Source organism: Vibrio sp. KUL78 (assembly GCF_059725505.1).
In genome coordinates this window covers 3,331,647-3,346,940 of the sequence record NZ_AP045837.1, presented here as the reverse complement: position 1 = coordinate 3,346,940, position 15,294 = coordinate 3,331,647, and the positions used below count along the sequence as shown (strand labels likewise).

Below are 15,294 nucleotides of genomic sequence, written 5' to 3'. Positions count from 1 at the left end.
GCGAGAAAACTCCCTTGCTCAGCTATATCGAATATGGATAATAAAGCGCTGTGTCATTTTTTTTAACCCGACACAGCGTTACATTTTTGTCATGGAAATGACACAGACGAAGGCTTAATCGTCTGTAAGATAGTAAGGCACAGAGCAAAGCTGGCAAATGCGCAATGTGGTTGACGCACTACCAAAGGGCGGTAGCGTGCCACAAAAGAAAACAAAAGGAAAAGTGCACAAATAGAAAAGCACTCTATAAGGAAGGCTAGGTTGTATGCGCAGCTGCGGCTAAGGTACTGCATAAATTCATGACTGTTGTGGTCTGCATGTCAGACAGACAAAATGATTAGCGGACAATCTCTCCGTTCTCTCTCCCGCGTAACATTCCTTCTTTAACTTCCTTTCGAGAACTTCCTTTCGAGAACTTCCTTTCGAGTTTTTCTGCGCGTTTGCTCTAAGCGAATCCTTCCACGAATTGGACACACCCGAGCTTAGGGAATTTCACTTTGAATCAAAGAACCAAATTTTCATTGGCTGCGGCAATTATGAGCACGTCCCTGTGCTCACCACTTGCCTTTGCCAACCTGTACGCAGGTGCAGCATTTACTTATGCTGGTGCCGAATATCAGCACTCAGCGGAAACTGCTTCGGTCGATGCATCACCACTTATACTTCAAGCTCAGCTTGGCTATTTCTTTAACGATTATTTTGCTGTTGAGGGCCGATTCGGCACCTCTATACAGCGCTCTAACGGGCTAAATGTGGATAGCTTAGCCTCTGCATTGCTTAAAGGTAACGTTCCTGTGACTAATCAGCTTTCCATGTACGGTTTGCTGGGTTACTCGTCAGTCACCATAGATCAGCAATATGTGGGCTCGAGCACGCAAGGTGGGGCAAGTTTTGGTCTTGGTATGCACTATGCGTTAAGCAGTGAAACGGCTGTGACCTTTGAATTTCTTAACAATCTCAATAGTGATGAAGCTCGTTTAAACGGGTTAAGTCTCGGCTTTCAATATCGCTTTTAAATAGCGAATGAATGAGAACGAATACAGGAATCGTTAAGAAATGAAGAATAAACAAACAATGCAGCCTACATCAAAAAAGCAAACGTTTAAGTCGAGAGCAACCCGAGTGCTGACGAGCCTCAGTATTGCACTATTGTTCAGCAGTCCGACGTTAGCACAAACGCCAACACCCCAACAGATGGAGATGTTTAAAAGCCTGCCTGCCAGTCAGCAGCAAGCTCTAGCTGCGCAATATGGCGTGACCCTACCAACATCAACAGGGACGACCGAGCAGTTTCAAAATCCTCAGGTAATGAATCCTCGTGTAACGAATGAAGCTGCGAATCCATCAACCACTGCTTCTTCAAAGGCGCAGGAAAACGCAAAAGATGGAGAAACGGAACTAAAGCGCTTCGGTATCGAGTTATTCGCAGCATCGCCTTCTACCTTTGCGCCTATTAGCGATGTACCGGTTCCTGCTGAATATCAAGTGGGCCCTGGCGACGAGATAGTGATTCAACTGTTTGGTAAAGAGAACCAAACACACCGTTTGCGTGTAAACCGTGAGGGCGTCATTAACTTTCCAACGCTCGGTCCGGTGCAAGTCGCTGGAATGAGCTTCTCGAATGTTCGAGAGTCGCTACAACAACGTGTTCGTGAGCAGATGATTGGTGTTCGCAGTGATGTGACCATGGGTGAACTGCGCACGATGCAGATTTTTGTCATGGGTGACGCTTATAAGCCGGGGGCTTATACCGTGAGTGGTTTGACGACCATTTCACAAGCCATTTACTACAGTGGCGGCTTTAGTGAAAGTGGCGCACTGCGTGATATCCAGTTAAAGCGAAACGGTAAGCTGATTCGTCGACTTGATATGTACGATATGTTGCTAAAAGGCGATACACGTAACGACGTTCGTTTGATGCCGGGTGATGTTGTCTTTATCGGCCCTGTTAAAAACACCATTGAGATCGATGGTGAGGTAAACCGTCCAGCTATTTACGAGATTCAACCTGGCGAAAGTTATGCTCATATCTTAAATATGGCGGCGGGCTTGACGGCAAATGCTTATGCAGACCAAGTGCAAGTAAAACGTGCTGCAAAAAATGGTATTCGCGAAGTGCTAACATTGGCATTGAATAAAAATTCTGGCTTGAATACTAAAGCGAAAAATGGTGATCAGGTCACCGTTGGCAAGCGAAGTGATGAGCTTAAAAACTTTGTACAAGTAGAAGGGGATGTGCTTCATCCGGGCTACTACCAATGGCGAAGCGGTACCAAGCTTTCCCATCTCTTTTCAGGTGTAGATACGGCGTTCAATTCCACTGCCGATGTGCACTATGCGTTGGTCGTACGTGAAATTAACCCTCAAAGAGATATCCGAGTTTTCCAAGTAGACTTGGCAAACGCTATCATGGATCCAAGTAGTAAAGATAACCTTCTATTGAGTTCTCGTGATCGTGTTCTTGTCTTTAACCGCTTTAATTTAGAAGAACTTGAAGCGTTAACACAGCCAGCAGAGCAAGAATCGACAGCAAAAACCTTTGAGCAAGCTCGACAACAATCTTTTGAAGAAGAGCTAAAAGAAAAACAAACCCACAACATGGCCTTACAGCAAGTCGACAAACAGCAAATTAAGCTAATCTATCAAGGTCAAGAAGTCGACCAAGAGCAGATTGATAAGGTTAAGCAGTCAACCAGGCAAGCGCTACTAGCACCGATTTTGATGCAGCTTCGTCAACAAGCCGTTTACGGGCATCCTCCTCTTATTGCTGAAGTAGGCGGTGAGGTGAAACACCCAGGTAACTACCCAATTGCTAGTGGAACAACAGTAAAAGACTTAGTTGAAGCTGCGGGTGGTCTCACTCCCGATGCCTTCATCATGAATGCTGAGTTATCAAGAAACGTATTTGATGCCCAAGAGCAGCGATCTGTGCTTGATGTATCGCGCATCAACCTTGGTAATGCTCTGCTAGGTGATGTGAATGAAAACGTGCAAGTAGGTCCACGCGATAGGCTAAACGTTCTCGAGCAACCCTATGCAAACCTACGTCGCACTGTGACGCTTAGAGGTGAAGTACGCTTCCCTGGAACCTACAGTGTGCGTCAAGGCGAAACCATGAGAGAGCTTATTGAACGTGCAGGTGGACTGACGAAGTTTGCTCATCCGCAGGGGGCGATATTTACTCGTGAAGCACTTCGTTTACAAGAAGAGAAACAACTTAATCAATACGCTGCAGATATTCGCAAAGAAACGGCGAAAAAGACCTTCCGTGTAGATAATAATCTTGGTTCGACGATTACCGACCCAGAGAAGACCCTCGCGTTTGTAGAAGAAGCGAGCAAGAGCAAAGCGCTTGGTCGCATGGTAGTTCAACTGGATCAGATTACCGGAGGAAATGAGTCAGCAGACTTTATGTTGGAAGACGGAGATTTTCTATTTGTTCCAACATTCCGCAATTCGATCTCGATTATGGGTGAAGTTCAGGTATCAATTACTTACCTTCTTGATAATAATCTAGATGTTGATGATTACCTCAATAAAGCTGGTGGCATCAAAAAGCAGGCTGATGAAGACAGAATCTTTGTAGTGCGAGCAGATGGCTCGGTCTATAAGCCAAATTCTGGCTATTGGTTTGGTAATAACAAAGAAACGTTAATGCCAGGTGATACCATTGTCGTCCCTATCGATACTGATTATCGTGATGCGCTCAGCACATGGACTGCAGCTACCCAAGTTCTATACCAAATTGGTGTAGCAGTTAACGCGATTAATAAGTAATAGATTGGAGTAGAAAGTATGAGCCAGAATAACTACCCGAATCAACTTCCACCAAAGATCGCACAACAAAATCATGAAGATGAAATTGACCTCAAAGAGCTATTTATAGCTCTTTGGAAAGGTAGATGGATAATTTTAATTACCACATTTGTTTTTGCTGTTGGAGCTGTACTATTTGCAATAAGCCAACCTAATACCTACAAGGCCGATACGTTACTAGCTCCGGCAGAAAGTTCGGGCCAAGGGGGGCTTGCCAAGATGGCAGGACAACTTGGTGGGTTGGCTGCACTGGCAGGGGTAAATTTAAGTGGTAGTGAGAGCAGTCAAACAGACCTAGCAATACAGGTTATGAACTCTCGTCAATTCGTTGAGCATTTTATTCAAAAACATGATCTTTTGGTGCCAATAATGGCAGCGAAAGATTGGAATGCCAAAACTAATACCTTGATTTTAGACGAAGATGTTTACGATGCTCGCTCGGGTAAGTGGTTACGTGCACCGAAAGGGTTACGAGGTGCCGAACCGACAGCACAAGAAGTTTATGAAGTGTTCATAAAAGACATGTTCAGCGTGAGTCAGGACAAGGTCAGTAACCTATACACAGTAAGTATCGAGCACGTTTCTCCATTTCTAGCACAGCAATGGACAACCTGGTTGGTAGAAGACATCAACAAAGTAATGCGAGAGCGCGTGATCGCAGAAAGTACTCAGAACTTAGATTATCTTGCGAAGCAACTCAACAGAACATCGGTTGCAGAGATGCAAAGTGCTTTTTACCAAATTGTAGAAGAGCAAACTAAGAGCTTGATGTTGGCGGAGGTGCAGGAAGAGTTCATTTTCAAGGTGGTGGATCCTGCTGTTGTACCTGAACTAAAAGCTGGACCGAATCGTGCACTGATTTGTGTCCTTGGTGTTTTCCTTGGAGTCGTGTTGAGTGTAGTAATTGTGTTTATGAGTTTCATCTTTAGAAAAGGAGAATGAAGTAACTGAACTTTGGGCTAAAGGTTCTATTTTTCTTTATTCAATTTACATAGCCCCCTAGCGCTAAGCTTAGCTACTATTCAAGTTAATATCTGCATCGGGCAGTCATATCCTTGGATATAATCAATAACTAGGAATTTCAAATTTCATGAAATTGATTTCTATTGTAGGGGGCAGCGTAGATGGTTGCCAAAGTTCACGTGTTACTATTCAAGTTTTTCTTAGGTCATCATTTCGACTAATACAAAAGTTTGATAAATACTTATAAGTAAGTATTAAAGTCAATCGCTCAGTGGAGTAGTATTTTTCATCGAAGAATCTTCTAGTCAGAAAAAGCATTCAATTATTAAAAACAATGATTCGAGGTGCACTGTTATATAGGAAAAATTGTGAAAGTGTTTAAAAATTCCCTTTGGCTAATTGGGGAGAAGGTGTTTAGATTGATATTAGGGGTGGTTGTTACATCATATCTGGCAGGTTATCTCGGTGTATCGTTATTCGGAGAATATTCACTTCTCTTAGTTTCAATAGTAGTATTGACCGTAATTAACTCATTGGGAATGAATAGAATATTAATCAGAGAAGTTGCAAAGAACAAAGAGAATAGAGCAGTTGTAAATAGCCATGTTGTTACGTGCATATATTTAAGGCAGATATCTACTTTTATCATACTAACATTGCTATTTTTAGTGTCATTATTTTTTGATTATGCAGATGTTAACCAATACCTATTAGTGTTAACGTCATTGTTCTTTATTTCCTTCGATGTTTTTGATCTGGTTAATCAATCCTATCAAAATTTCAAAACTATCAGCAAGCTAAAAACCATCGCATTTACAATTTCGAGTTTAGTGAAAATAACGTTGGTTTACCTAAACTCTGAATTTATTTGGCTGCTGTTCTCAATTATTCTAGAATATATAATTATCGCATTTGTTCTCTATCTAGCATCAAAGAAATATCAGTTTTCATTATCTTTTAGGTTATTTTCTAAGCCAATTGCTATGAAGATATTGAAGGAGTCTTGGCCTGAAATGTTAGCTGGATTGTGTGCAATTCTGTATATGAGACTAGATCAGTTAATGCTGAATCTGTTGACTACGTCAGAATCTGTAGGGATATACTCAGCAGCGATTAGAATTAGTGAAGCATGGTACTTTATTCCTGCAGCAATTGTAAGTGCCTCATATCCCTTAGTTATAAAGTGGTCGCATGAAAACAAAGAGTTTTATGAAGATGGTGTTCAATATATTTACACATTCCTGTCATATCTAAGTATTGCAGTAGCTCTATTTGCGATGCTTGTAGGGGACTATGTTATAACTCTACTTTTTGGTCCAGAGTTTCGAGAGTCGAGCGCGGTGCTTAATATACATATATGGGCAGGACTATTTATGAGCATGGGTATTTGCTCAGGATCAGTTTTAGCTACTGAGGGAAAACTACGTTATAACTTATATAGAAACATAGTTGGGCTGACGTTGAATATTTTTTTGAATTTCGCTCTGATTCCTGAATATGGGGTTATTGGTGCAGCGTGGGCTACTTTGATTTCATTAGCTATTTCATTTTGGGGGTTTGATGTTACATCGTCATATATGAGGCCGTTTTTCTATCACAAACTCAACTCCGTGAAACCTACATATCTAATGAAGCTGATTGGTTTCTCTTATCAAATAGCAAATAAGAATCACAAGATAAAGTAAGTTTGTCATTTACCAACATTATAAAATACCAAAGCTATTATATGAAAATAAATAAACTACTAGGTGTATCCAGAGATTTTATTTTTGGACCAGATACAAGTTTTCAGAAACCCAAAGTTATCCAGTTTCCTGTTAATGACATTTGTAATTCAAAATGTCAAATGTGTAGAATATGGGAAAATAAAAAAAGTCAAGATATTACATTAAGTCAGCTTGAGTTAGGGTTAAGTGATGATTTGTTTTCTGAAGTTGAAGCAATTGGATTCAATGGAGGGGAACCAACTTTAAGAGATGACCTTATTGAATTAGTTAGAGTTGCAGTCAATAAACTCCCTAAGTTAAAGCATGTATCTTTAATTACTAACGCATATAAATATAAAAAAGTTATAGAGCAGATAGATGGTATTAGTCATGTCGTAAAGTCTAAAGAGCTAAGTTTTGATGTTATGGTTTCTTTAGACGGATTTGGTGAAATTCATGACAAAGTTAGGGGAAGAAGTGGAAACTTCGAGAATGCTAAACATGTATTAAATCATGTGAAGAATTCTACAATGGTAGACAACCTTAGAGTCGGGTGTACGATAATAAAAGAAAACGTTTTCTATTTAGCGGACCTTTTAGAGTTTTGTATTGATCAAAAAATATATATAAAGTACAGGCTAGGAGTACCACATCAACGATTATATACAGAGAACTTACTTGAACCATACTCTTTGTCCTTTGAAGAAAAATATGAATTGATTGAGTTTCTAGAGAACCTCATAATACACTATGAGACCAATTTTCAACAGAATTACTTCTATAGGTCTCTAATTCAACAAATAGTAAATTCGGAGCCTAGAACCGCAGGGTGTGATTGGCAACATCGAGGTGCCACTATCACAGCTAAAGGCGAACTAGCCTATTGTGCTATCAAGAGTAAGAGCTTAACTTCAGATATATCAAAAGGTGATCTGGAAACTGTCTATTTTGGCAATAAGCAACACCTTGATGAAATTAGGTCTAAACACTGTGATAGTTGCAATCATGATTATGTTGGTTTACTTCCTAAAGCAATATACCGTAAAAAAACTCTATCTAAGATCGTTGATAAGTTAAAAATTAAATCAATCGCTAGAGTAACTCCTGGCTTCAATTTGTTAAATAGATATAGAGCTAATTATAAGTTTAACAAACTTTTGGAGTATCACAGGCAGTCAAGTGATGAATCTAATATTAGCTTTAATAGTGAAAAGAAGGTGATGATTTGCGGTTGGTATGGCACAGAAACCTTAGGTGATAAAGCTATAATAGGTGGAGTGATGCATGCATTTCGAAACGTTTATGGTGAAAACACAAAGTTTGTTGTTGTTAGCTTACACACCTATATTTCGGATATGACAAAGCGTCAAATGCCTGAATTTAGAAATACTAGTGTTGTAAGTACAAGCCAGGGATTAAAATTGATCGATAAGGTTGATGTATTAGCGTTTGGTGGAGGACCATTAATGTCTATTAATGATCTAGCACCGATTCAAGCGCTATTTGAAAGAGCAAAAGCTTTCAATGTCAAAACAATTATCACGGCGGCAGGCATTGGGCCTTTTGGGAATAATGCTCAAAATAAGAGTATAGAAACTATTCTAAATCTTAGTGACATTCGAATATATAGAGATGCTAAATCCAAAGAACATGCAAAGCACCTAGGCATCAATGTAATTGACGATATTGTTTCTGAGGACCCAGCATTTACTTGGCTAGCAACACAAAATTTATCAAAAAATAGTATAATTGATAAACCTAAAACTTTGCTGTTAGGCCTAAGGGACTTTCCTTACAAAGAATATGCGCGTCACCTTCCAATTAGCAAATCACTATCTATCAAAGAAAACTACGAAAGGGAAGTTATTAAATCACTAGAAATAGTTGTGGGAAAATATCCTGATATAACTATTAAACCACTTCCTATGTGTACTAATCACTATGGCTCAGACGACCGCTGGTTCTATCGTAGACTATTCAGAGGTACTGCGAAATTGGAAAGAAATATGGACTACTCCTTACTGGGAAGGGAGCTTCCTCCGGAGGAATATTACAAGGAATTTCGTAATTCAGACGCTCTGTTAGCAATGCGATTCCATTCACTAGTCTTTGGAATTTCAACAGGACTACCATCCGTAGCATTAGATTATACTCTTGGTAAAGGTAAAGTAAGCTCATTAGCTGCTAAGTTCAGGGCTCCTATCCTTCAAATGGAAAATTTGTCTGCTAATGATATTGTTTCCGAGCTATGCAAGGCTATTGAAGGAAATAATCAAGCCCCTCTACTACTAGAAAACTTAACTTTCACCGATGTGATGTCTGAAAGACTGAAGAGGTAAATGACATGAAAATTTTACATGTTTGTTATTCCGATGTAGAGGGGGGGGCTGCAAGAGCTGCCCATCGGTTATATAAGGCACAAAGAAAAGCTGGATTAGATAGCTATATGCTAGTAGTGGATAAGCGAACTAATGATGAAAACGTATATAAAGTATCTCCGATAAAGAAGCTTTATATACAGGTTATTGAGAAAATATGCCAAGTAATGCTTGGCTTTGGCAAGACAAAAAATAAGACAATACGAAGTATAAATTTATTCCCCACATTTTTGCATCAGGATATAAATAGGATAGGCGCCTCAGTTATTAATTTTCATTGGGTAAATAAATCTATGATACAGATTGGGGAGATAGACAAAATCAAGTCCCCGATTGTCTGGACGTTGCACGATATGTGGGCTTTCTGTGGGACAGAGCACTATGATGACATGGATGATAAAGAGCGCTATCAAGCAGGATATACGAGAGAAAGTAAATTAAAAACAAGCTCTGGGATAGACTTTGATAGGTTTACCGCCAATAGGAAAAAGACTTTATATAACAAAAAAAACATTAGATTCGTTACTCCTAGTACTTGGTTGAAGGACTGCTGCTCTAACTCTGACATACTAAAAATGCATGATGTTTCAGTTATACCTAATACATTGGATAAAAGTATATATAAACCTTTGGACAAGAAATTCTGTCGAGAGATGTTTAAATTACCGATTGACAAAAAACTATTGTTGTTTGGAGCAATGTCAAGTACAAGTGATCCGAGAAAAGGATTTCATTTACTGTTCGAGTCAGTGAAGTTTTTAAAACAGAAGCATTCACGCGCTGATATTGAATTTATCGTTTTTGGTTCATCTGAGGGTGAAGATTTATTGGGGTATAAGACACATTATTTAGGTTCGTTTTCTGATGATGTCTCTTTGAGTCTACTTTATAATTGTGCAGACTTGTTTTTAGCTCCTTCTTTGCAAGATAATCTTCCAAACACTTGTTTAGAGGCGCTGCACTGTGGTGTGCCTTGTGCGGCATTTGATATAGGTGGTATGCGAGACCTTATTTCATCAGAAAGCTGTGGGGCTTTAGCTCGTCCATTTGATGCTCAAGAATATGCTGAACTAATTATAGATACTATTTCTAATGTCAATATTGACGCTTCCTCGAGCGATATATTGGTTGACTCTATTGCTGTAGTGGAAAGGTATAACCAGGTTTATAATGAAGTATGTCAAAACTAATCTCTATAATCACCGTAGTCTTTAATGATCCATTTGGATTGGAAAAAACATTTAGCAGCATAGAGCAACAAAAATGCGAAAGGGAGCTGTTTGAATACATTGTAATAGATGGAGGGTCTACGGATAGTAAAACTCTTCCTTTAATAGATGAAAACTTCGAACTATGCGATGTTACTGTATCTGAACCTGATCAGGGGATTTATGATGCTATGAATAAAGGAGCAAGGCTCGCGAAGGGGCGTTGGCTTCTATTTATGAATGCGGGGGATACATTCTATGAAAGAGATAGTTTGAATAAGATAATTAAACTATTAGAGCGTTCTAGGAGTAGTCTTGTTTACACAAATTACATTGAAGTATTTAAAACTCATGAGAGATTAGTAAAACCACCTGCTTCTATTGATGTAGACGACATAAAATTACAATTGTCGATATGTCATCAAGCATCATTTATTAATAGGTTTTCTTTTATCAAACTAGATGGATTTGATCTTAGGTATAAATATTGTGCTGATCACGATATGATAATTCGGTTGTTAGACGGTAATCATTTATTGGAGAAAAGAGAAATAACCACATGCTACTACGATACAACGGGAGTTAGTGCTAATAATAGGTTCTCGGTGCTAAATGAGAGAAAGAAAATACTCAAAAGAAATGGACACTTTACTATGCGTGATGCTCTTTCGATTTACCAATACAAGCTGAAAATCTATTTTGTCAAAGGTATGATACACCTTGGCGTGATCAACGCTTATAGAGAATTAAAGCATAGGTTGTTAGGGTAATATGTATAGCGTATTGGGTTTGGCACTTTGCTGCTGGTGTATAATACATTTTTATAAGTATAAAGTTGAACGTCCTGTAGTTTTGTTTAGCCTTTTTTACTTTATGGTGTATGGCCTAGGTTATTTGTTTATTATTGCAATAAATATATTTGAGCCTTTCAAAATAGCACTTTCAGAAGTGGATGCTTATATGCCCTTGACTCTCTATAGTTATGTCGCGTTTATAGTGTTTTACTTCTTTTTTTTAGGCTTTTTCGGAAAGTTTAAAACGTTACATGGAGTGATTAATTTAGTTTCTCTAAAATCTATATCTGTCTCGAAACCTTTTTTTATTGCTATCGGTGTATTGGGTGCAGTGATATTTGCATCTCAAAATGGATTTGTATTAATGAAGGTAATCGTAGGTGGATATAGTGAAAAAAACCATGCCAATGCGGGAAGTGGTCTCGCTAGTATTCTAATAACATATGGCTTTAGTTTTTATATTATTGCAAGGCTGATAGAAAATCCAGTTAATTATAAGAGGACTGCTATAATATCAATATTAATAGGTGTGTTTATTTTTATATTAATTGGTGGCGGAAGGGCAGCATCTCTAATGCTTGTTGTGACTGTGCTTTTAGGCGCATGTTATTTCAACGTTTTGAAAAGTAAAATTATGTTAGTTTACGGACTAATGTTCTTTCTACTCATAATAGTCATGACTATTACTCGCTATGCGGTTGACCTTTCTCATATTGACGATTCTTTAATAGCCTCCGTTATCTATAAACTACAAGGCTCTTTCTCCCCCATAGATTCTTTTATTATCATCGCCAAAAAGATGGATTTGACAGGGGATTATGCACCGGAAGTTATGTGGAATAACCTGTTATACTTTATTCCTCGTGCAATTTGGACTGAGAAACCATTAATACTTGAGAATGCTGCGGGTTATTATACTAAACATATTTTAAATTATGGCGCCCAAGTAACTATATCTCCATCTTTATTGGGTGAACTTTATTTATACGCTGGTTCTTTGGGTTTGGCTATCGGAATGTGGGTTGTCGCTTTGGTTATATCTTTACTAGAACTGATTTATAAGCATAGTAGGCATAGTAGCTTTTTGCAATTGGCATACTTCATGTTGATTCTTAGCACTTTTGGATTAATGAGAGAGGGCATCGCTTTAATGATTCGGGACTTAATATTTTTCTTCGTTGCATTTACTTTCTTTAGTCTATTATTACTTATATATAGACAGGGCTTTTATGATAGGCTTAGGGTTAAGTAATGCTTAATAAGAAAATTCTCGTTGTTTCAAATATTTACCCATCGAAAGAGTTTCCACAGAAAGGCACCTTCGTTAAAAATGCTGTAAAGGGATTATCTAAATATTTTTGTGTTGATACGGTTTGTCTTGAAAATAGTGCGCAATCAAAAATAGGTTCATATTTCCGTTTCTACTATCGATGTTTTAAGTCAATAATTACTGGGCGTTATGATATCGTCTATGTTCATTACGTATCTCATTCATCTTTACCCGTAATCTTTGCTGGATTATTGAGGAAGTTTAAATTTGTTTCTCATGTACATGGTAGTGACGTACTTTGTGAGGACAATGTTTCAACAGCGTTTTTTCTTTTGAAAAAGTTTATAGCAAATATTGCACTAAGACGTTCTGATTGGATTATATCTCCTTCAGATTATTATAAAAATGAGATAATTTGTCGTCATTATGATGTATCTAGAAAAAAGGTAGTTGTATCACCCTCCGGTGGAGTAGACTTATCAGTTTTTCATGATAAAGATACACCTTCTTTTAACACAGATGCTTTAACATTAGGATACGTTGGTAGGCTGACTAAAGATAAAGGAGTGCTCGATTTTATAGAAATTTTCCATAAAATCGAACGGTATTATCCATCGGTAAAGGCTATTATAGTTGGAGACGGCCCGCTAAGAGCGGAAGTTGAAAAGAGCGCAAAGAAGAGTAAAATCGAATACTTCTCCAGTATGCCACAGTCTAATTTACAAAGTATCTACTCTAAACTGGATCTTTTTATATTTCCAACAAAAAGGAGGACAGAAAGCTTAGGATTAGTTGGTTTAGAAGCTATGGCATGTGGAGTGCCTGTATTAGCTTATGATATAGGCGGTCCTAAGTACTATATTGATGATAAAGTTGATGGATACTTAGTCCCCGTTGGCGATATTAGGTACGCGGTAGATGTTATTATAGATATGTGTAATGATGAACTTTCATCTAAGCTGCAGGTTAAGAGGGCTGCTATAGAAAAAGCTAAGACTTTTGATTCTAAAGTTGTTAATAATGAACTAACTAAATTTTTTAATGGAATAGTCAATGAGTAAAACACTTATAGTGTACGGTGAAGGCGGTCATGCAGCTCAAATGGTTAGACTAATTAGTTGTGTTGGTATTGATGAGAGCAAATGTGTTTCTTTGGTTGATTCTAAGCAATTGAATCATTTTTCCAATGTTAATATAGTCAAGCCATTACGAAAAAAGCATGGTACCAATCTAATGTACTTTATGTACTCTTTTTTCTATAACCTAAAGGTTTTAGTTACTATTTTTCGTAACAATAATATCGATTCAATTTTGTCTACTGGACCTGGATTGTGCATTTTACCTGCGCTATATGGCAGGGTCAAAGGTATCCCGGTTGTTTTTGTTGAAACTTGGAGTCGATTCGAAACAAAATCTATAACTGGTCGTGTTATGTATCATTTAGCAACTCATTTTTATGTTCAAAACGAAGAGCTACTGTCCGTCTATCCTAACTCTCTTTATGCCGGTCGCTTATGAAATATTTAGTTACAGTGGGCACAACTAGCTTCGATAGCTTGATCGAATACTTAGATACAGCTGTCTCTCTAAAAAAGGTTGATTTTATTTTTCAGATCGCCAATGGGCAATATATACCAAAAAATCATCCATATTTTAGGTTTGAAGATGATATCTTTGATAAATACAGTAATAGGTATGTTATTTCGCACTGCGGGGCTGGCACAGTTTATTTTTTATTGGAATCTAAAGTTAGGTTTATAACTGTTCCAAACTTGGAAAGAGTAGATAAGCATCAATTAGACTTGGCTAGATTTGTAAGAAGAAATAATTATGGAGTTGTTTCATTTAGTTTTAATGAACTCGCTACCCAGATCAATAGCGATGCTGTTGTAAGTGTAAACTTCGAACGTTACGAAAAAGAACCTTTTTTTAAAGGTGAAGAAATATATAATATTTTGCATCGAGATAAATTATAATGACAGAAATAGTACATAAAAAAGCATTCATTACCGGTATTACTGGTCAAGACGGCTCTTATTTAGCGGAGCTTTTGATTGAGAAAGGTTATGAAGTTCACGGTCTTGTTCGCCGAGCATCATCTTACAATACAGAACGTATTGATGCGCTGGTGAATGATTGCGCCAGTATTAAACTGCACTATGGCGACCTAACGGATTCTTCAAACTTGATTCGATTGGTTAAAGAGATTCAACCTGATGAAATATATAATCTTGGTGCAATGTCTCATGTAGCGGTGTCTTTCGAATCACCAGAATATGTGGCTGATGTAGATGGGATGGGTACTCTTAGGCTTCTCGAAGCAATCCGTATCAACGGTTTAGAAAAGAAAACACGTTTCTACCAAGCATCAACATCTGAGCTTTATGGAGACGTTCGTGAAACTCCTCAACGTGAGACAACTCCTTTTTTATCCTCGGTCCCCTTACGCCGTGGCTAAAATGTACGCATACTGGATTGTAGTCAACTATCGTGAGTCTTACGGTATGTACGCATGTAATGGTATTTTATTTAACCACGAGTCGCCACGCCGAGGTGAAACCTTTGTAACTCGAAAGATCACTCGTGCTATTGCTAACATATCTCAAGGTTTGGAATCTTGCCTAGAGCTTGGCAATATGGACGCGTTGCGTGACTGGGGACATGCTAAAGATTACGTCCGCATGCAATGGATGATGCTTCAACAAGAGCAGGCTGAAGATTTTGTTATCGCTACTGGTAAGCAAATCTCTGTGCGAGAGTTTGTTCGCTTGTCAGCGAAGGAAGCGGGGATCGAACTTGAGTTTTCCGGTGAAGGCATCGATGAAATCGCTACTGTGGTAGCTGTTGTTGAAGAACAAGCACCAAAAGTGAAAGTTGGTGATGTCATTGTAAAAGTAAACCCTCGCTTCTTCCGTCCTGCGGAAGTAGAGACACTACTTGGTGACCCAAGTAAAGCGAAAGCCAAACTTGGCTGGACTCCAGAGATCACTGTAGAAAAAATGTGTGCAGAAATGATTGCGTCTGATATCGAGAAGGCAAAACAACATGCAGTTCTAAAAGAACACGGATTTGACGTCGCGATCTCACTAGAAAACTAATTAATCAGTAACACTGATTCGTTTGTATTGCAGAGTTTCTCATTTTGGACTCTGCTTTTTC

At 38.4% G+C, this 15,294-nt stretch carries 11 protein-coding genes and 1 pseudogene; all 12 read left to right on the top strand.

Annotation, left to right across the window (positions count from 1 at the left end):
- Positions 1–536 precede the first annotated feature (536 nt).
- The 12 genes and pseudogenes from AC6I8Y_RS15530 (at position 537) to gmd (ending at position 15,233) form a co-directional block, all read left to right on the top strand.
- A complete protein-coding gene (locus tag AC6I8Y_RS15530) occupies positions 537–1,016 on the top strand; it encodes an outer membrane beta-barrel protein (protein WP_498021532.1) in 480 nt (159 codons plus the stop codon).
- A gap of 58 nt (positions 1,017–1,074) precedes the next feature.
- Positions 1,075–3,777: an SLBB domain-containing protein gene (locus AC6I8Y_RS15525; protein WP_498021530.1), complete on the top strand. Its 2,703-nt coding sequence runs from the start codon at positions 1,075–1,077 to the stop codon at positions 3,775–3,777.
- Positions 3,778–3,795: 18 nt separating this feature from the next.
- A complete protein-coding gene (locus AC6I8Y_RS15520; RefSeq protein WP_498020491.1) occupies positions 3,796–4,758 on the top strand; it encodes a Wzz/FepE/Etk N-terminal domain-containing protein in 963 nt (320 codons plus the stop codon).
- Between the two features lie 389 nt (positions 4,759–5,147).
- Positions 5,148–6,464: a flippase gene (locus AC6I8Y_RS15515; RefSeq protein WP_498020490.1), complete on the top strand. Its 1,317-nt coding sequence runs from the start codon at positions 5,148–5,150 to the stop codon at positions 6,462–6,464.
- Positions 6,465–6,505: 41 nt separating this feature from the next.
- A complete protein-coding gene (locus AC6I8Y_RS15510; protein WP_498020489.1) occupies positions 6,506–8,824 on the top strand; it encodes a polysaccharide pyruvyl transferase family protein in 2,319 nt (772 codons plus the stop codon).
- 5 nt (positions 8,825–8,829) lie between these two features.
- The gene (locus AC6I8Y_RS15505) at positions 8,830–10,053 is read left to right on the top strand and encodes a glycosyltransferase (protein WP_498020488.1); all 1,224 of its coding nucleotides are present in this window, start codon (positions 8,830–8,832) and stop codon (positions 10,051–10,053) included.
- On the top strand, positions 10,041–10,841 hold the full coding sequence (locus AC6I8Y_RS15500) for a glycosyltransferase family 2 protein (protein WP_498020487.1): 801 nt from the start codon (positions 10,041–10,043) through the stop codon (positions 10,839–10,841). Before AC6I8Y_RS15505 ends, AC6I8Y_RS15500 begins: the two co-directional genes overlap by 13 nt.
- A gap of 1 nt (position 10,842) precedes the next feature.
- Positions 10,843–12,117: a WzyE family oligosaccharide polymerase gene (locus tag AC6I8Y_RS15495; protein ID WP_498020486.1), complete on the top strand. Its 1,275-nt coding sequence runs from the start codon at positions 10,843–10,845 to the stop codon at positions 12,115–12,117.
- Positions 12,117–13,196: a glycosyltransferase family 4 protein gene (locus AC6I8Y_RS15490; RefSeq protein ID WP_498020485.1), complete on the top strand. Its 1,080-nt coding sequence runs from the start codon at positions 12,117–12,119 to the stop codon at positions 13,194–13,196. Before AC6I8Y_RS15495 ends, AC6I8Y_RS15490 begins: the two co-directional genes overlap by 1 nt.
- Positions 13,189–13,653, top strand: coding sequence for a PssD/Cps14F family polysaccharide biosynthesis glycosyltransferase (gene pssD, locus AC6I8Y_RS15485; RefSeq protein ID WP_498020484.1), 465 nt, complete (start codon positions 13,189–13,191; stop codon positions 13,651–13,653). Before AC6I8Y_RS15490 ends, pssD begins: the two co-directional genes overlap by 8 nt.
- Positions 13,650–14,111, top strand: a complete 462-nt coding sequence (gene pssE, locus AC6I8Y_RS15480; protein ID WP_498020483.1) for a PssE/Cps14G family polysaccharide biosynthesis glycosyltransferase — start codon at positions 13,650–13,652, stop codon at positions 14,109–14,111. The genes pssD and pssE overlap by 4 nt, the downstream gene beginning before the upstream one ends.
- Positions 14,111–15,233: pseudogene (gene gmd, locus AC6I8Y_RS15475) on the top strand (GDP-mannose 4,6-dehydratase). Before pssE ends, gmd begins: the two are co-directional and overlap by 1 nt.
- The last annotated feature ends 61 nt before the right edge of the window (positions 15,234–15,294 follow it).

Excerpts from the sequence above, each read along its gene's own strand:
- AC6I8Y_RS15530 (WP_498021532.1), top strand. The coding sequence starts at position 537 with ATGAGCACGTCCCTGTGCTCACCACTTGCCTTTGCCAACCTGTACGCA.
- AC6I8Y_RS15525 (WP_498021530.1), top strand. The coding sequence starts at position 1,075 with ATGCAGCCTACATCAAAAAAGCAAACGTTTAAGTCGAGAGCAACCCGA.
- AC6I8Y_RS15520 (WP_498020491.1), top strand. The coding sequence starts at position 3,796 with ATGAGCCAGAATAACTACCCGAATCAACTTCCACCAAAGATCGCACAA.
- AC6I8Y_RS15510 (WP_498020489.1), top strand. The coding sequence starts at position 6,506 with ATGAAAATAAATAAACTACTAGGTGTATCCAGAGATTTTATTTTTGGA.
- AC6I8Y_RS15505 (WP_498020488.1), top strand. The coding sequence starts at position 8,830 with ATGAAAATTTTACATGTTTGTTATTCCGATGTAGAGGGGGGGGCTGCA.
- AC6I8Y_RS15500 (WP_498020487.1), top strand. The coding sequence starts at position 10,041 with ATGTCAAAACTAATCTCTATAATCACCGTAGTCTTTAATGATCCATTT.
- AC6I8Y_RS15495 (WP_498020486.1), top strand. The coding sequence starts at position 10,843 with ATGTATAGCGTATTGGGTTTGGCACTTTGCTGCTGGTGTATAATACAT.
- AC6I8Y_RS15490 (WP_498020485.1), top strand. The coding sequence starts at position 12,117 with ATGCTTAATAAGAAAATTCTCGTTGTTTCAAATATTTACCCATCGAAA.
- pssD (WP_498020484.1), top strand. The coding sequence starts at position 13,189 with ATGAGTAAAACACTTATAGTGTACGGTGAAGGCGGTCATGCAGCTCAA.
- pssE (WP_498020483.1), top strand. The coding sequence starts at position 13,650 with ATGAAATATTTAGTTACAGTGGGCACAACTAGCTTCGATAGCTTGATC.